The 18,735-nt window shown below is 35.6% G+C and carries 14 protein-coding genes; 4 read left to right on the top strand and 10 right to left on the bottom strand.

Features of this window, described 5'->3' with window-relative positions; all coding sequences use genetic code 11:
• Window positions 1–14: 14 nt before the first annotated feature.
• The 3 genes from IGL32_RS12585 to IGL32_RS12595 form a co-directional block, all read right to left on the bottom strand.
• Window positions 15–2,891 carry a DUF3427 domain-containing protein gene (locus tag IGL32_RS12585; protein WP_156210178.1) on the bottom strand — a complete coding sequence of 959 codons (2,877 nt, stop codon included), beginning with the start codon at window positions 2,889–2,891 and terminating at the stop codon, window positions 15–17.
• A complete protein-coding gene (locus IGL32_RS12590) occupies window positions 2,884–3,300 on the bottom strand; it encodes a (deoxy)nucleoside triphosphate pyrophosphohydrolase (protein ID WP_010820348.1) in 417 nt (138 codons plus the stop codon). Before IGL32_RS12590 ends, IGL32_RS12585 begins: the two co-directional genes overlap by 8 nt.
• A gap of 690 nt (window positions 3,301–3,990) precedes the next feature.
• Window positions 3,991–7,632 carry a hypothetical protein gene (locus IGL32_RS12595; RefSeq protein WP_010820349.1) on the bottom strand — a complete coding sequence of 1,214 codons (3,642 nt, stop codon included), beginning with the start codon at window positions 7,630–7,632 and terminating at the stop codon, window positions 3,991–3,993.
• Window positions 7,633–7,882: 250 nt separating this feature from the next.
• Here IGL32_RS12595 and IGL32_RS12600 point away from each other — a divergent pair, with 250 nt between their 5' ends.
• Complete coding sequence (locus tag IGL32_RS12600) at window positions 7,883–8,827, top strand: helix-turn-helix domain-containing protein (protein WP_010820350.1); 945 nt, start codon at window positions 7,883–7,885, stop codon at window positions 8,825–8,827.
• The gene (locus IGL32_RS12605) at window positions 8,802–8,996 is read left to right on the top strand and encodes a type I toxin-antitoxin system Fst family toxin (protein WP_430600052.1); all 195 of its coding nucleotides are present in this window, start codon (window positions 8,802–8,804) and stop codon (window positions 8,994–8,996) included. The genes IGL32_RS12600 and IGL32_RS12605 overlap by 26 nt, the downstream gene beginning before the upstream one ends.
• A 286-nt stretch (window positions 8,997–9,282) precedes the next feature.
• Here IGL32_RS12605 and IGL32_RS12610 read toward each other — a convergent pair whose 3' ends face one another.
• Window positions 9,283–9,522 (bottom strand): helix-turn-helix domain-containing protein, encoded by a 240-nt coding sequence (locus IGL32_RS12610; protein WP_414736195.1) that lies wholly within the window; start codon window positions 9,520–9,522, stop codon window positions 9,283–9,285.
• A gap of 100 nt (window positions 9,523–9,622) precedes the next feature.
• Between IGL32_RS12610 and IGL32_RS12615 the strand changes: the two genes are divergently transcribed.
• Window positions 9,623–9,844, top strand: a complete 222-nt coding sequence (locus tag IGL32_RS12615) for a helix-turn-helix transcriptional regulator (protein WP_086318123.1) — start codon at window positions 9,623–9,625, stop codon at window positions 9,842–9,844.
• 326 nt (window positions 9,845–10,170) lie between these two features.
• Here the strand turns inward: IGL32_RS12615 and rpsI are convergent, their stop codons facing one another.
• The 5 genes from rpsI to IGL32_RS12640 all read right to left on the bottom strand — a co-directional run bounded on the left by rpsI (window position 10,171) and on the right by IGL32_RS12640 (window position 14,160).
• Entirely contained in the window at window positions 10,171–10,563 is a 393-nt protein-coding gene (gene rpsI / locus IGL32_RS12620; RefSeq protein ID WP_002354786.1) for a 30S ribosomal protein S9, read from the bottom strand.
• 13 nt (window positions 10,564–10,576) lie between these two features.
• Window positions 10,577–11,005, bottom strand: a complete 429-nt coding sequence (rplM, locus tag IGL32_RS12625; RefSeq protein ID WP_048670019.1) for a 50S ribosomal protein L13 — start codon at window positions 11,003–11,005, stop codon at window positions 10,577–10,579.
• A 236-nt stretch (window positions 11,006–11,241) separates the two neighbouring features.
• Window positions 11,242–11,709: a Dps family protein gene (locus tag IGL32_RS12630; protein WP_002354782.1), complete on the bottom strand. Its 468-nt coding sequence runs from the start codon at window positions 11,707–11,709 to the stop codon at window positions 11,242–11,244.
• Window positions 11,710–11,836: 127 nt separating this feature from the next.
• Window positions 11,837–12,556, bottom strand: a complete 720-nt coding sequence (locus tag IGL32_RS12635; RefSeq protein WP_156210173.1) for a DUF5105 domain-containing protein — start codon at window positions 12,554–12,556, stop codon at window positions 11,837–11,839.
• An 83-nt stretch (window positions 12,557–12,639) separates the two neighbouring features.
• The gene (locus IGL32_RS12640) at window positions 12,640–14,160 is read right to left on the bottom strand and encodes a gluconokinase (protein WP_002396789.1); all 1,521 of its coding nucleotides are present in this window, start codon (window positions 14,158–14,160) and stop codon (window positions 12,640–12,642) included.
• Window positions 14,161–14,268: 108 nt separating this feature from the next.
• On the opposite strand from IGL32_RS12640, the gene IGL32_RS12645 reads away from it, so the two are divergent.
• Window positions 14,269–14,961 carry a prepilin peptidase gene (locus tag IGL32_RS12645; RefSeq protein ID WP_002354778.1) on the top strand — a complete coding sequence of 231 codons (693 nt, stop codon included), beginning with the start codon at window positions 14,269–14,271 and terminating at the stop codon, window positions 14,959–14,961.
• A gap of 46 nt (window positions 14,962–15,007) precedes the next feature.
• Here IGL32_RS12645 and rpoC read toward each other — a convergent pair whose 3' ends face one another.
• Window positions 15,008–18,661: a DNA-directed RNA polymerase subunit beta' gene (gene rpoC, locus IGL32_RS12650; protein ID WP_002354777.1), complete on the bottom strand. Its 3,654-nt coding sequence runs from the start codon at window positions 18,659–18,661 to the stop codon at window positions 15,008–15,010.
• Window positions 18,662–18,735: the final 74 nt, after the last annotated feature.

Raw genomic sequence — 18,735 nt, forward strand, 5'->3', positions numbered from 1 at the left:
GAAAGTGGCTTTTTTTAGTTTGTGTTCTGCGTTAAAAATTCATACATATTAGGTTCTACAGGGGTTTCTAAGGTAAAGTCTAATTTAACGACGCTTTTTTTCTTACCCTCTTTGTCTTGTTTTTCGACTTGTTGGATAGTTTCTTGAAGAGGGACTACTTCGCCTAGATAATAGAAATCTGTTTCGTTCTCTTTTTGATTATATTTCCGTTTCACAAATAAATGAAATTTATATTCCCCAGGATTCCGCAAAAGTTGAACTTCTGGCGAGCGTAGATTTCTAGGCGCTTTTGTATACCAATGGAATGTTCGTTCATCAATAAATTCATCCTCATAAGCAATACGTGCAGCTTTAAAATCTTTGCCTTTATCCAAAGTTACAAAAATAGCAAAATGATTATTACTGTTTGTATAGCCACCAATACTTTGTTCATTTTGATTAAAGTTCATATTTAATAATCGTAAAACATCTTTACGACGATATTTTTTGTATAAATTTAACGGTTGGGATAAATCATACTCCATAGATTTGTTAATCCCTGTATGGATTACATCTAACATCAAATTGATGAAATAAGAATTCTTTTTAAACTCTCTGAATTTTTCTGTTATTTGTAAACAATTTTCTTTCATCTTAAACATTTGTGATAACAAATAACGTTTTCTAATTGTTGATTCGTAAAAAGATAAATCTAAGACTTTAACAACAGATGCTAGAGTATCTGTCGTATACGTCAGGTTAAACGTATCAAACAGCGCTGTGATTTCCTCTAAAGATAACTGTTCTTTATCTGTCATTAAAAATTCTTCAATAACATAAAGTTCATGCGGGCGAATTCCTGATAGCAATTCTACAGAAACAAATTTTAGTGCACTGTTTTCTTCTTCACTTAATTTAGCTTCTGTTTCCCCAATCCTCTCCAAGAAATTATAGTATGTTTTTTCTTTACCTATAATCAACAATGGATCCACGCCATCTAACACTTGAAAATCATTCAGGTAAGGAACCCTATTCAACCGATTTTTCAACTTAAAATAACTAGCTTTTAGTTCTGACATCGCATCTAATTTAGCTTGATCAATTGATTTAAAGATACGTTCACGAGCAACTTTTTCAAAATTAATTGAAGATAAACCACTGATATACGTCACATCAATTGTATCGCGACGTAAACTATTCTTAGTTTGAGAACTATCTCCAGATAAAGCCATAGGAATCATATAGTTATTTTTATAATTACCAATAAAATCAATTACCGTAACAAATTCTTTTGATGGGTCTTTTCTTAGCCCCCGACCTAATTGCTGAATAAAAATAATACTAGATTGCGTATTTCGCAGCATAATTACTTGATTTACTTTAGGGATATCAATACCTTCATTAAAAATATCAACCGTGAAGATATAATGAATCTCTCCAGTATCTAAACGCTTAATTTCCTTTTCTCTTTTATCAAAATTATGGTCACCTGATAAATAAGCACTCGGAATTCCACGATCGTTAAACATCTCTGCTAACTGCCTTGCTTCGTCTTTACGACTACAAAACACCAAGCCTCGAGGACTATCTCCCGAATAACCATAATAGTTAATTTTTTTTATTAAAAAATCAACTCGTTCTTCCTGTAGCAAACGTTTTAAATCGGTTGTTTCATCAATGATTTCACCATCTTTTTCATAATCAGTTACGCCAAAATAATAAAATGGACAAAGCAGTTCTGCTTCTAAAGCGGCTTGCAAACGTATTTCATACGCTACCTTATAATCAAATAGCTCAAAGATATTAAAATTATCTGTTCTTTCAGGTGTAGCCGTCATTCCCAATAAAAACTTGGGATTGAAAAATTCAATGGCTTTAATATAAGATTTCGCTCCAGCTTTATGGACTTCATCAATCAAAATATAGTCAAACGCTGCTTTTCCTAAACGCTCTTGATATTCACTTTTAGATACTGTTTGAATTGTTCCAAATAGATATTTTGCATCAAAATTCTTAGAATTCCCTGATAAAACACCATAATCATCATCTTTTCCACCTAAAATCAATTTGAATGATTCTAATGCTTTCATTAAAATTAGCTCACTATGAACAATAAATAATACACGTTTAGGATTGAATTGCTGCACATCAAATGCTGCTAAATACGTTTTCCCTGTACCAGTTGCAGAAACAATCATTCCCTTAGTTGCGCCCATTTCTCTAAGCGCTTTTAACCTTCTAAGCGCTTCTTTCTGCATAGAGTTCGGCAAAATATATTGCGTATCTAAACACTCGTTTTCAGAAACATCTTGTACTAACATCTTTCTATTAACAATAGGATGATAATTTTTTTCAAATGCATCGACCCATTCTAGGGTTAACGACTGTGCCTCGTGCCATTCTTGAATGAGATGCTTTTGAATAGAAGAAACCATCTCGCCATTCTCTCTTGAAGTTAATCTAACATTCCACTCATAGTTAAGTTTCAAAGCAGACATTGTTAGGTTTGAACTACCAATAACGAAGCTTTGATAATCCTCCATCTCAAATAAATATCCTTTTGAATGAAAACCTTCTTTTTTAGAAACTCGTACTTCTACATTTGGAATATTCAACAATGCTCGAAATACGTGTGGATCATTAAAATTTAAGTATGTTGATGTTAAGATTTTTCCAGAGATTCCACGCAAAGCCAGATCAGCCAGTTGTGTTTTTATTGCATTTAAACCACTAGGTGTTATAAATGCGACGGCTATAAAAAAAGTCTTACAGCTTTTCAAATCTTTACTCAATGTATTCAATAAATAATCATGTTTTTTGGGATTGTTCACAATAAATTTAGGTGTAAGTTCGTCACCTAGAGCTTCCTTATTAATAAATGCCTTTTGTAACGCCAATTCTAAATTATCCATTTTGTTCAGTTCCCACACCTTTTTCTACTAATTTTTCCACAGTAGGAATATCAGCAGGCGCCCACTCAAGTTGGTTTAATTCATTTGGCGTTAGCCATTTAATTTGTAGATGTTCTGTCAACTGAGGTTCACCTGATTCTAAATAACAGATAAATGTAGTTAGATTAACGAAACCAAAATCATACTCATATCGACAAAAAGCATACTCTTCCTTGACGATCGTTACTTCTATTTTTAATTCTTCTTGCAATTCACGTTCAAGCGCTTGAACTTTCGTCTCACCATTCTCGATTTTTCCACCAGGAAATTCCCAAAGATTTGCTAATGCACGTTTAGGTCCTCTTTGACAACACAAAACTTTCCCGTTCTCCACTATGATTGCTCCTACTACGTGAATTTCTTTTTTCATATATTTTAACCCTCTAATCTAATTGATTTTGTTAGTTTTATTATATTTAGGATCGCATAAATAAGCTAGGGTTGCAATATTAGTGGCGTAAATTTCATTTATTATATTTGTTTTTTTGATTTACTATACTTTAATTACTTAATAACTCTTCAGTTTAAACATACTAATCTCTCAAAAAACCGCAACTTACTCCCTCCAAAACGCAAGAGAGAAAAAGTTAATAAAGAAATATCTCCCAAAAACGTATGATGAATTCAAAGAAAAAAGAAATAGCGGCGATCAAAATGAGGAAATCAACTAAAAAGAAATGTATCATTTGCGTAAGTGCGTTATTCGTAATGAGTATACTTGCTGAAATCGGAATCAATTATTCTATTGGTAAGCGAACATGTTCGCAACGACTCCAAATAATTAACGTTTTGAGAACTGTGAAGCTTTACGGGCTTTTTTAAGACCTAATTTTGTGACAGAGATTTTGAAATAGTTGAAGAATCCTTTAACAGCAACAGATTAAACAATTTTTCAAAATGAATTTCAGCACATTTTAAGACCATCATACCTCAAGACGTACCCAAAAATATGCGTGAATCAGAACAATAATAAAATAAAAATCAGAAGATATATTTCACGTTTTTATCGTTCATTTTTAGTAACTAAAACAGAGATTTAAAGAGTATCATACCTATATATTTATCTCAAATAGTCCGACAGAAGTTCTTTTTCTTTTTGTTTTCTAAGTGAATCTATCCTTGTTGTAATAACTAAAGCATGTGAAATATATTTTATACCTTCAAAAATATCAAGCAAGCTATTCAAGAAATTAATTTCTTTATCCAATAAAGGAACTAAACTACCTGTCCAACTATGTGTACGCATGGTTAAATATAATTTTTCAACAAAAGGAGCGTCAATATCTTTATCTTTGAGCAATTCGAATAACTGTAGTAATACCTCATCATCAAATATTTCAAGAGACAGATTGTACAAATTAACCAATCTATTCTCATCCTCAGTATCAAGCACTTCTGCTTTTACAAACTCTAAAGCACGTTCAGTATTTGCTTTGAATATTCCTTCCAAATATGGGTCTACTCCAACATAAATCACACGATTTTCTCGGATTAAAAAGTCTAAATACTTTCTAATCCCATCCTCTGCAACTTCGGATGTCCATATGCGCTCTAATTGAGCATCATATTTGGCAAAACTTAAACTTCCTCTTAAAGCATTTAGTTTCACAAGAAATAAATAAATAAAATTAATATCTTGCTCTTCTAATAAACTCTTGAAAATTTCTCCTGATTTATCAACTTCTTCACTACCTAAAATATCTAAATATATTTCTTTTAAATCTTTGTAGCCCACTATATTTATAATTCTTTTTGCAATATCTTCAAAAACATAATCAGGTATGAAAAATCGTCCCAATATTTTTCCTTCTCCAAGCTTATTCCTTAAAACATCTAAAATAGCTCTATCTTTTTCAATATAATTTTCAAAAGATAAAATATTAAAAGTATTTATTTTCTCATAATTTTTAAGTTCCTTTAAAAATAAGATAAGCTCTTGTATCCTATCTTTATTAATACTTTTACATGTTAACAGATTGGAAAGATACCATCTTTCATCAAGTTCTTTTTCAATGCTACTTAAAATATTTTTACCTTCTTCAAATGATAACTTTTCCATGTAAAAGTTAAAGTTGTAATACGAGAGAACGAAATCACTATTCAATAGAACTGTTAACATTTTCACTTTATCTTCTAAGTTCAATTTTAAGTACAATAAAAGTAGTGATTCTTCCAACTCATATTTATTTAGTAATTCATCTGACTGGTATTCCGCAAGTACATTAAACAACCATAACCAGTCATTAGAATGTTCGTCAAAAACTTCACTAAGATTTTTTATTCTTAATTTTTGAATCTTTTCATAGTCAAATTCCTCTGCCATATAATCTAGCCCATTAGATGAAAATATCTCATAAATTTTTTGCCTAATTGATGGTTCATATTCAAAGAATGGCTGAGATTTCAGTTTTAGCTTCTTTGCTTCTGAATTCAATTTGAATACTATCGCTTCTTGTCTAACACCTGGCTTACTCAAATCTTTAAAAAAAAGATTTTCTATACATTTTAAATCCGAACTAACTGTTTCTAAAAAACAGTTCTCCACTTCATAGACTGGATAATTAAATAATAGTTTATCTATATGGTTATTAACTTCTACATATTCCAAATTAAAAATTTCAAAGAGCATATAAAATATTTTTGTATGAAGTTCAATTAGGTAATCTCCATCAACTAATCTGTAGTGCCTAAAGCCCCCTGCTTGACCATAAGAAATTAACTTTTCCCCAGAAAACTCTAAAAATTTTTCAGCAATATTAACAATTAGCAATGCTGTCAACTCATTAATAGTTTCTTGTTTTGAGAAAATTTCAAAAATACAAAATCTTTTTTCTAGATAAGAATTCCGATCCTCTTCAATATCAAAATTCGATTTGATCGCTGAAAAAACTTCATAAACTTTATCCTGTCTCCTTCTTAAGTATTCCATAAGAAGTATACCAGCATCATTAAATCTTTCACCGCTTGACAATGAACAAAGAATCTCAATAATCGGATCATCGACTCGATTATTTCTTTTTTTCTCTTCAAATTCTTTTTGAGATATTTGATACTCACTAGGGTTAGCAGATTGTATCTTCTCGTTAACGTAGGCAAGTGCTTCAATAGGTATTAATACCCCGTATTGTGTTAGAAAACGTTCTTTATCCACATCTATAATACCTTCATTATAGACATACTTTATCTCAGCTGTTAAGTAATCTATCCAGTCATTTGAGGATTTAAAATTATTAACAAGTACAAGCATCTCAACAATCTCTTTTGCATTTTCAGGGAACAAACTGATGAAAAAGTCTCTTACTTTAAAAACTTTGTTATCTGCAATAAAATCTATTATCACAAAATCAGACAAACTTTGGTCACTGATCTTAGCCGCTTTATCTTGAAATATGTCACATAACTCTTTATCGTGTAATTGCCTTATTGCAAGTAAAAAGCTATCAAAATCTATTTTAAAAAATTTCAGCAATTCTCCCAAAGATTCTTTATCAGTCAAATTCAACTTATGTTTAAAACTCAAAATAAACAAACTGATTTTCTCATTTGGAGAAAGAGAATTTTCTTTGATAATTTGATTATAATAACTACCTAATACCTCTTTTTCATTATCAATAAATTCATACTTTTTTTCTTTCGTCATAATAGCTGCAATTACTGCTATTCTAGGATTATTATGAGATAATTTCATTATTTTTCTCAAGTTACTAGTAGAAACTTTATTTATACTGTTGATTAGTAACTCAATCTGTTTATCACTCATTAAAGTCACTTTTTGTATTTTTGTTTTAAAAGACTTTAACTGATTAATAATTCCTGAAAGTGCATAGTCTCTTACAGTAATAATAATTTTCAACTTCTGTTCATACTCTTCTAATCTCAACAAATTAACAATTGCATCGAAATTAGTGATCGTATTGGCATCATCTAAAAATAAGTAATTTACTTTATTGCTATCTAATGCATCCTTAACATCTTGATAAACAGGCATACTATTGCTTTTAACACAAATCACATTACTATTTAAAGGCAATCTTTTGCATATCTCAATAGCTAGCTTCGTTTTTCCCGTTCCAGATACTCCGGATAGTAAAAGAATCTGATAATCATTTAGGCCTTCTATCAATTCTTCAATTGTTTGTGTTTCATCAATATAAGAGGTATTTAGAGGAGCATTAGTTTTACTTTTATCATGAACGGAAATAAATTGTTCTATATTCCAAACTTGCTCCGTTGATTCTATTATTCCAAGAAATTCCTTTGTAATATCTTGATATTTAAACTGAAGAAGGTCGTGGGATAATGTGTCTATACCAATGAGAGTTAGCTCTATTGAACCAGCCAACTCTCTGAGCTCTTTATCTTTTGCTACAGTTAAATTAGAAGAGGTGTGACAACAAATTATTTCTTGAATATCTTTTTTGCTAATTTTTGTTTTTTCAATTGCTTCTTTAATATCTATCTCTAACTTAGCTGTAGAGTCTGCTCTCGTACCATACATAACTAAAACGTATCTATTAATTTGATTATCAAAGAAGTATGTATCAGGTATTCCTTTTGTTGTCTTATCAGTCCCCTCCATAGAACCTAGAGATACGATATTTCCCCAACTTCTTTTACGATAAAGATAACTATCACATAATTTTTGAAATTTTCCTCCCTCTAGTTGTTTGATTTCATTTTGAATTCTATTCAACCTTGACATTTTCCCCCTCCTAATCTATCTACATCAAAACTGCTACTGGAATAGCTCATAGTACTTCGTTTGTAACAACTTTCTATATCATTATATATTTTATTGTGTACTTTCCCTATAAAATATAGTTTATCATATTTTCATTGAACAGAAACCTTATAACATCAACTAAAAATTTGATTCATTTTACAGTTTGCCTACTTAAGTTACAGTTTTAATTTTTTTCTTCTTTTGCTAAACTCATTTTGAGGTGATGAATATGTATAAAAATAGACTGAAAGATTTAATGCTAGAAAGAAATATTAGTAACCACAAACTAGCAAAAGAAACTGCAATATCTCGGCAAGCTATTAGTAAGATTAAAAACAATGAATTTCATGATATTTCCGTTAATGTATTAACTGAGTTGTTAGAATATTTTGACGTATCTTTTGATGAATTTGGAACAATATATACCCGTGAAGAGTGCTTACAAGCATTCCTACCTAATAAAGGTTTTAATCATGAAAATTTGGATCTATTAGAATCTTTACTTTCTAAAAACCTTCATATTTCATGCAAGTATCATCCTTATTCGTCAAAACAATGCTTGAATATTTATTCCAAAGGATATTTCAAAAAGTTTTCTTTTTCAGGAAATATGCGAATCAATACTACTTTATATGGATTAACATTTGAGATAACAGATTTTGATTTATATAAAAAAAGTGAAAATTTTCACTTTGATGATTTCTATAATTTCTATAAAAAATTCATTATTCAACTAGAGAACTATGCTTTAATATTAGGATTTACTCAAATAGTTATAAATATCAACTCTTATACGGACAAAGATTTACAAACATACTTAGAGCCTAGAGCAGTAAATTTAAAAGATTTACAGTTTTTAGTAAATAATTACAAATATTCTAATAGAGAAAATGAATTAATTAAAACATCAATCATTAAGAATCGAGGTTACATAGAACATAGCAGCAATAATTCCTATCAAAAAATAAAATCTGAAAAAGAGAGGATAAATAATTATGTAGACTGCCTAAACCAGTTGACATTTTTTGAAAAAGAACAAAAACGTATTTCTATGTTTTCAGAAGGAAATATATATTCCAACCACGATACAAAAAAATTTATCAAACAACTAAATACAGAAATTATCCCCAAAGAAAAGCTCGAAAAGGATGTCAAAAGACGATGGGGGTGGTGATGTTCTCATTTTCTTTCATCTTTCTCTATGCTATACTAATCTCGGCAACTTGCCCCTAAGGGGGGGTGTAATATTGGATGAGCTTCTATCGTTAGTCATTGCGCCTATATTTGTAGGTATTGTTATTAAACTTTTTTCTCACTGGTTAGATGAGAACGACAATGACTAAAAGCAGGTTGCCTTCTAACTCACACATTCGTCGTCGCAATGAATGTAAAGAAAAACCACTCTATTCGCCGTAGAGTGGTTTTTGTGTAATATTGATAAAGCGACTATCGTTTCGCACCATCATAGTACCAAAAATAGAGTGAAAAAGCAACAATCCTATTTCATTAAACGTTTCAATAATATTTTACCATATTCTTTAATATACCTTGGAAGTAAGAAAAACAGCTTGCTACTCTTCTCATTTAATACAAAGCTATAAGTAAATATATTAATATAATCTATATTTTTTAGTCAAGTCTTCGTAATTTCATAACCTTGGATATATCATCAATCTCCAAAGCATCTGCAATACGTTCAATGTGTTCCAAATAGATTCTTTTTCGTTTGCCATTCGCAAGATTACTGAGATTAGATGGTTCAATACCTGACAATCTCGCTAGTTCTCTCAGAGACATATTTCTTTCAGCTAGTAAGTCATTAATCAATATTTCTACTTTAACCGATGTTTTTTCTTGACTCATAGTCATTTTCTCCTTTTCAACCGTTGTCTATATAAACATCGTATAGTAAACTATTTTTATAGTGTTGTTCGTATAGACATGCATTTTATAAAAAAGGAGTGTATTTATGAGTAAAGTAGAAAAAGCAAATTTCGTCAGTTCTATCCATGTATATAGAGCAATTCATCGCATGACTCAACAAGAACTTGCAGAAAAGGTCGGTGTTTCGAGACAAACCATTCTTCAATTAGAAAAAAACCGCTATAATCCTTCTTTATTATTAGCTTTTAGGATTGCTAAATTTTTCCATGTGAGGATTGAGGATATATTCGTTGTTAAGGAAAGTTAAACAGAAAAATAGGTAGGTGAACAAAATTAGAAAATTAACTAAAAAGAAATTTATCCTTGCATAAGTGCGTTTTTAGGAGGCGTATAATTTTGAAATCAGGATCAGTCATTTTATTGGTAATAAAGATAAGTGTGTAATCAGTCTATAAGACTTGTATACTGGTCTATAGCAGAAATAACACTGTAATTACTACAACAAAAAAAAGACACTTTCTCGCAACGAGAAAGTGTCTTTCAAAATGATAATTGAGTGGCACTCGATTTCCAAGGAAATCTTCGTCCCTGATTGTTTTCGTAAGCGAACATGTTCGCAACGACTCCAAATAATTAACGTTTTGAGAACTGTGAAGCTTTACGGGCTTTCTTAAGACCTGGTTTTTTACGTTCAACCATACGTGCGTCACGAGTAAGTAACCCAGCGCGTTTTAAAGCAGAACGGAAGTCAGGATCTACTTGTAACAATGCACGAGCGATTCCGTGACGGATAGCTCCTGATTGTCCAGCATAGCCACCACCGTTTACGTTTACGATTACATCGTAAGCGCCTTTTGTTTCAGTTACGCCAAATGGTTGGTTGATAACTTCACGCAAGTCAGCATGTGGAATATATTCTTCTACGTCTTTTTTGTTTACAGTAATTTTACCAGTACCTGGTACTAAGCGTACGCGGGCAACTGCATTTTTACGACGGCCTGTGCCGCTATATTGTACTTGTGCCAATGAATTTCCCTCCTTAAATTAAGTTCGTGATATCTAATACTTCTGGTTGTTGTGCAGCATGTGGATGCTCAGCTCCACCGTATACGTTCAATTTAGTAAATTGTTTACGTCCTAAAGTGTTTTTAGGTAGCATACCTTTTACAGAAGTTTCGATAAGACGGCGAGAGTTTTTGTCGCGTAATTCACCAGCTGTCACTGATTTTAATCCTCCAGGATACATTGAGTGACGGTAGTAAATTTTGTCTGTAGCTTTTTTACCTGTTAATTTTACTTTATCAGCGTTAATTACGATTACGAAATCTCCAGTATCCACATGTGGTGTGAATGTTGGTTTATTTTTACCACGTAGTACAGAAGCAACAACTGCTGATAGACGTCCTAAAGGAACATCTGTTGCATCTACTACGTACCATTTACGTTCTACTTCGCCAGCTTTGGCCATATATGTTGTACGCACGTTTCTTTCCTCCAATTTTGTTTTCGATGTTTGACATACACTTGAGTTTCCGGGGCTCATTGTGGGGCAAACAATACCATTTAATATTTTACCTTCAATCACTGATAAAGTCAATGTTTTTCTGCGCTTTCAGAAAATAGATTTTCACTTATTTTTTTGTGCCTTTTAAACAGAAAAAAACCGCCAACGTCAACGTCAGCGGCTTTGGGAGTTGTTTTAAATTATGCGTCAATACCAGGCGCTTTGCCAAGTTTGGCTTGTAACATCCAAATATTTTTTTCGATGTCTGTTTTGTTTGCGATGAAAATGTCTTGTGTGCAGTCGTCGCCTTCTTCACCAGAAACTTCGATTCCTTTTGCGTAAAGGTCTGCTAAGTAACGGTAGCCTGCTACTAATTTTTCCATACGTTCTGGAATGGTGCGGTCCCAGTTACCAATTTCATCTTCAATTTTTGTATTTTCTGCGAATTCACGCAATGTTGAGAATGGAGAGCCGTCCAATGTGATTAAACGTTCTGAAACAACATCTAATTGCTCATTGATTTGATCCATGTATTCATCCATTTGTGGGTGAAGTGTTAAAAATTCAGGTCCACGCATATACCAATGTGTTTGATGAATTACCACGGAAAATTGGCTTAAATCTGCAACGAGTTGGTTCAAAATTTCTTTTGTTTTTTCAAATTTCATTCTTTGTCATCCTCCTAAATATTATTTCTACACTCTTAGTGTAATATGAATTGTGAAAAAAGTACACTGAAAACCTTTCTTTTTTAAAATTATTATCAAATTATAATAATTACAATTAAGAATCTAATTAATTTCCTGAAATCGCTGTTTTTTCATCCGCAGTGACGACTTTTTGTTCCGCTTGAGTAAGGATCGTGTCGAGTGCCTCTGTCAACTGGTCAGTATCTTCTTTTCCTGTGACGAAAGCTAAAAAAAACTGATTCAGTCTCAGTTGCTCCGCTGCCGGCAAGTACCATTGTCCTTCTACTTGCTTAACCGTTAATGGCAGTTCAACTGGCTCATGGCTGACATTGATTTGTTGGATTTCTTTTTTTAAAACGGCTAACGTGTGCTGCATGTCTAGCGCTTGTGTTGCCTGTTGCGTTTGCTGAAGAAGAGCAGTGGTTGTATCTTCAATCGCCGTCACAAAATCTAAGCCCTTAATCTGAAAAGTGATTGTCGCTTGCCCATTCAATTCTTTCGTGGCTACTAGGTGATATGACGCTTTTTTCTTCACTTGAGCCAGTAATTCTGCGCTAAGCTTCTGGGCTTCAGTCTCGGTGACTTCAGCGTTCATTTCTTTTAAGCTATTGAAAAATTGCTTCTGGAACTGTTGACGGCTCGTCTGCAAATGCTCCGCTAAGACTTTCGGTTCACGAAAAGTTTGAGAGAATGTCGCTGGCTTTTCTTGATAAATAAAGTAATCTACCAACTGTTGCGCTGCTTTTTCGCCGGAACGAGACGGTGCACTGCAGCTTGCTAACGCCCCAATGAATAACAGAAATAGTGATAGTAGCTGCTTCTTCATTCCTCATCCTCATTTCCTCAAGTCTTCGTCTCTCTTCTAGTTAAGCAACTTCTCAGCCATTTGTCAAAGCTATTTACTATCAATTATTTGCGGAATTCTGCTAATTTTTGATAACTTTGTGCTAAAACTTGTTGGGTTTCTTGAAAAACAGGATACAGTTCTTGATAAACTAGCAATTGATCCGCTCGTGGCGTGACCGTTTCATGAATCAGCACCTGTTGCGCCGCTGCTTGTAAATTTGGTAACTGCCCTAAGCCTTGCCAACCTAGCAAAACAGCGCCTAATGCCGAAGCTTCGGTGCTATCAGTGAACGATAACGTTTCTCCCAGCACATCAGCCATAATTTGACGGAACACAGGGGAATCAGCAAAGCCGCCTGTCGCCCGAATCTCCTGAACGGGTCCACCGAGTTGTTTCAAATCTTCTAAAATGGTTTTTAAATTGAAACAGATGCCTTCCACCACCGCTCGAGCTAAATGTCCAGCATGGTGATTTTTGCGCAAGCCAATAAAACTTGCGCTCGCCTCTGCATTCCACAGCGGTGCTCGTTCACCAAGCAAATAAGGATGAAACAGTAAGCCATTTGCCCCAGCTGGCACGGTTGCAATTTTGGCCATAATTGGGTCATAGAGATTGGTCCCGTTTTGGATAGCTTGCTGACGTTCTTCTGCAAAAATCGTTTGGCTCGCCCAATCTAACGCAACTGCACCATTACTACTTGCGCCACCAATCACCCAGTGCTGTTCATCTAGAGCAAAACAAAATGTTTCACCTTGCGGATGCAAAAAAGGTTCTTCGACAATATACCGAAGTGCGCCGCTCGTACCAACGGTCAAAGTCGCTACACCCATTCCTAGCGCTCCCAAACCTAAATTAGACAACGGGCCATCCGCGCCACCAAGAACTAAAACCGTTTCCTCCTCAACACCAAGCATCTCTTGCCAAGAAGGCGCTAATGCTGGAAAAATGAACGTTGACGGGGCAACTTTTGGCAACTGTTCCTCCTCAATAGATAAATACGCTAAAATCGACGATTCCCATTGCCGCGTGTGAATATTAAATAAACCCATCCCCGAAGCACTACTATAATCTGTCCAGTATTCGCCAAAGAAACGGTAAAAAATGTAGTCCTTAATCCCAATAAACTTGGCCGCGCTCTGCGCAACGGCTGGCTGATTTTCCTGCAGCCAGCGAATCTTGTACAAAGGCGCCATTGGATGAACTGGCATGCCTGTCAATTGATAAAATAATTGGGCCGCTGGCGTTTCTTTTAACGCTTCCGCATAATCAGATGCTCGTGTGTCAGCCCAAGTAATCACTTGGGTCAATGGGCGTCCTTGCGCATCCATGGCAATTAAGCCATGCATCGCTGAAGCAAAAGAAATGAGCCCAATTGGTTGATTCTTCACTTGTTGTGTGACGGTTCGAATACAGTTCACCACAGCTTGGAACAGCGTTTCTGGGTCTTGCTCCGCCATTCCTTCAGTCTCTTGAATTAATGGATAACGCACATAGCTAGAAGCTACGACTGTGCCATTTGCTTGAAAAGCCACTGCTTTGGCTTGCGTAGTGCCAACGTCGACACCAATCGCTAATTTTTCCATTTGATTCCCTCATTTCTTGTTTCTTTTATTATTCCTAACAAAAAAAGATTTGTCTAGTCAAACGAAAAAGTTTAAAAAAAGCGTAGTTTATTTTTAAGGAGGTAACCTATGTTTTTCTTAAGTCTCTTTTTGATTGGTGCCTGTTTCGGTTCTTTTTTATGCTTAGTGGCGGAGCGCTTACCAGTAGGGCGTTCTTTGTGGTGGCCCCCTTCCCACTGTCAAGGTTGCCACCAGCCTCTACATCTCTATGAATTAATTCCAGTTGTTTCGATTTTGCTGCAGCGCTTTCGTTGTCGAAAGTGTCAACAGCCAGTAGCTAAGAGTTATCTTTTAGCAGAACTTGTCATGGGCGGCTTAACCGCAAGTTGTTTTTTTGCTGGCCTGACGATTGATGCTTTGATTCTCTGGTGGTGGCTGACGAGCGCTTTCATATTATCCTTGATTGATTACTGGTATTTAGTGGTTGAACCGAAGATTCTTTATCCTAGTTTTTTTGTGCTTTGCTTGCTGAAAATTGCGGGTCAGCATTCGTTTTACTTACTGACTGGTCTTTTTTGTTTTTGTTTTTTCCGAGCCGTCTTACATTATTTTCCGGAAGCCATGGGGCGAGGGGATCTTTTGTTACTGGGTTTGTGGGGCTGTTTTTTACAGGTACCTCAGTTGCTGATGCTACTATTTTTTGCCAGTAGTTATGGCCTAATCTATGGCTACAGCTGTAAATTTTTGGGGTATCCAGTTGAACAGACACTTCCCTTTGTCCCCTTTTTAAGTTTGGGCTTACTCACAATCAGTTGCTTATAGCAAAAAAAAAGCCGCAAGGAGCATGCTCCTTACGGCTTTTTAGGGTTTATTTATTGATGTTTTTCATCGCATCTTCAGCAGCCATTTGTGCTTCAATGTCTGAAATACTATAAACGTTTTCGCTAGCTACGCCAACTTCTTTTGGTTCCATGTTACGGTAACGAGCCATACCAGTACCAGCTGGGATGATTTTACCAATGATAACATTTTCTTTCAATCCAAGTAATGGATCTTTTTTGCCACGGATAGCAGCATCTGTTAACACGCGTGTTGTTTCTTGGAAGGATGCAGCAGATAAGAAGCTGTTTGTTTCCAATGACGCTTTGGTAATACCAAGTAAGACTGGACGACTAGTAGCAGGGACGCCACCAGCAACTAATGTGTCGTAGTTACGGTCTTTAAATTCTGCGATGTCCATTAATGTTCCTGGAAGGATTTCAGTGTCACCTGGATCCATTACGCGGATTTTACGTAACATTTGACGAACCATTACTTCGATATGTTTGTCGCCGATTTCTACCCCTTGCATACGGTAAACACGTTGTACTTCACGTAATAGGTAGTTTTCAACAGATAAAACATCACGAACTTGTAATAATTGTTTTGGATCAATTGAACCTTCTGTCAACGGTGCACCACGGTGGATGATGTCGCCTTCAGCAACTTTCATACGTGCAGTGTAAGGGACAGTATAGGTACGTGTATCTGTTTTTCCTTTGATGGTTACTTCTTTTTGACGTGTGGCAGGATCTTCAGAAATATCGATAACTTCACCGGTTACTTCTGTAATCACTGCTTGTCCTTTCGGATTACGTGCTTCAAAGATTTCTTGGATACGAGGTAAACCTTGAGTGATATCGTCACCGGCAACCCCACCAGTATGGAACGTACGCATGGTTAACTGTGTACCAGGTTCCCCGATAGATTGAGCGGCGATTGTACCAACTGCTTCTCCGACTTCAACGTCAGAACCAGTTGCCAAGTTACGTCCGTAACAGTGCTTACATACACCATGTTTTGTGTTACATGTAAAGACAGAACGGATGGTTACTTTTTCAATACCAGCGTCCACGATTTCTCTGGCAAGATCTTCAGTGATTAATTGATCCGCACCAATGATGATTGCACCAGTTTCTGGATGAACAACTGATTTACGTGTATAACGACCTAATAGACGTTCGTCTAATGGTTCGATAATTTCATTACCTTCACGAATTGCTTCGATTTCAAGACCACGGTCAGTGCCACAGTCGTCTTCACGAATGATTACGTCTTGGGCAACGTCAACTAAACGACGTGTTAAGTAACCTGAATCGGCTGTCTTCAAGGCCGTATCGGTCATCCCTTTACGAGCCCCGTGAGTTGAGATAAACATTTCTAAGACAGAAAGTCCTTCACGGAAGTTTGAGATGATTGGTAATTCCATGATTCGTCCATTCGGAGCGGCCATCAAACCACGCATACCAGCTAACTGTGTAAAGTTGGAGATGTTACCACGGGCTCCAGAGTCAGACATCATGAAGATTGGGTTACGAGCTTCCATACTTTCGATCAGTTTTTGTTGGATTTCGTCTTTGGCACCGTTCCAAACGCCGATTACACGTTCATAACGTTCGTCATCAGTAATTAAACCACGACGGAATTGTTTAGTAATTGTTTCAACTTGTTTGTGGGCAGCGTCAATGATTGCTTGTTTTTCATGAAGAACCATGATATCGGCAATCCCTACCGTCATCCCAGCATAAGTTGAGTGTTTGTAACCTAAGTCTTTCATGCGGTCAAGCATTTTAGAGGTTTCCGTAATGTGGAATCTCTTGAAGACTTCAGCAATGATATTTCCAAGATTTTTCTTCTTGAATGGTAAAACTAATTCTTGCTCTTTAATGTGTGCAGGAATGTCTGTACCAGCTTCTACGAAGTATTTATCTGGTGTTTGAACAGTTAAGTTATAGTCTGTTGGTTCGTTCAAGTAAGGGAACTCAACAGGCATGATTTCGTTAAAGATGATCTTACCAACTGTGGTGATTAAGATTCGTTCTTTTTGCCAATCAGTAAATGGTTTGTCACCTAAAAGTGTTGTTTGAACCCCAATCCGTGAGTGTAAATGTACGTAGCCATTTTGCCATGCTAAAACAGCTTCGTTCATGTCGCGGAAGATCATGCCTTCCCCTTCACGGCCTTCTTCTTCCATTGTTAGGTAGTAGTTACCTAAGACCATATCTTGAGATGGTGTAACAACTGGTTTACCATCTTTCGGGTTCAAGATATTTTGGGCAGCAAGCATTAACATACGAGCTTCTGCTTGTGCTTCTTCATTTAGAGGCACGTGAACCGCCATTTGGTCTCCATCGAAATCGGCATTGTAGGCTTCACATACTAATGGGTGAAGACGAATCGCACGACCTTCAACAAGAACAGGTTCGAAAGCTTGGATTCCTAATCTATGCAACGTAGGTGCCCGGTTAAGTAAAACTGGGTGTTCTTGGATAACTTCTTCTAAGATATCCCAAACTTCATCTTCGCCACGTTCGATTTTACGTTTCGCATTTTTAATGTTTGTCGCAATTTCACGTTGTACTAATTCACGCATTACAAATGGTTTGAATAATTCAATCGCCATTTCTTTTGGTAAACCACATTGGTACATTTTTAAGAACGGACCAACGACGATTACGGAACGACCAGAATAGTCAACACGTTTACCTAGTAAGTTTTGACGGAAACGACCTTGTTTCCCTTTCAACATGTGAGAAAGAGATTTCAATGGACGGTTACCTGGTCCAGTAACTGGACGGCCACGACGACCATTATCGATTAAAGCATCGACCGCTTCTTGTAACATCCGTTTTTCGTTTTGAACAATGATGCTTGGCGCATTTAAGTCTAATAAACGTTTTAGACGGTTGTTACGGTTGATAACACGGCGGTATAAGTCGTTTAAGTCACTTGTTGCAAAACGACCACCTTCCAATTGAACCATCGGACGTAAATCTGGTGGAATAACTGGGATAACATCCATTACCATCCAGCTTGGTTGGTTACCAGAAGCACGGAAGGCTTCTAAGATGTCTAAACGACGGATGGCACGTGTCCGTTTTTGACCAGAAGCTGTTTTTAATTCTTCTTTTAATTGCGCAACTTCGCCATCTAAATCGACGTTATCTAATAATTGTTTCACGGCTTCGGCACCCATAGCAGCTTTGAAGGCTTGGCCATATTGTTCACGTTTTTCACGATATTCGCGTTCCGTTAACAATTGTTTTTTCTCTAATGTTGTGTCACCTGGTTCGATGACAACGTATGAAGCAAAATAAATGACTTCTTCCAATGCACGAGGGCTCATGTCTAAAACAAGACCCATCCGAGATGGAATTCCTTTAAAGTACCAGATATGTGAAACTGGTGCGGCTAATTCAATATGTCCCATACGTTCACGACGTACTTTTGAACGAGTGACTTCAACGCCACAACGGTCACAGACAATACCTTTATAACGGATACGTTTATATTTACCACAAGCACATTCCCAGTCTTTGGTTGGACCAAAAATGCGTTCACAGAATAACCCTTCACGTTCGGGTTTTAATGTACGGTAGTTAATTGTTTCGGGTTTTTTAACTTCCCCATAAGACCAACTTCTGATCTTTTCTGGTGAAGCAAGCCCTATTTGCATACTTTCGAATTTATTTACATCGATCAAAAGGAATTCCCTCCATTTCCTTATTTAGAGAAGCTGAGTCAGCAACTTGTTAGCAAATGGCAAGCATCACTTGA

The sequence above is a fragment of the Enterococcus sp. AZ035 genome (assembly GCF_050548325.1).
GTDB lineage: Bacteria > Bacillota > Bacilli > Lactobacillales > Enterococcaceae > Enterococcus > Enterococcus faecalis.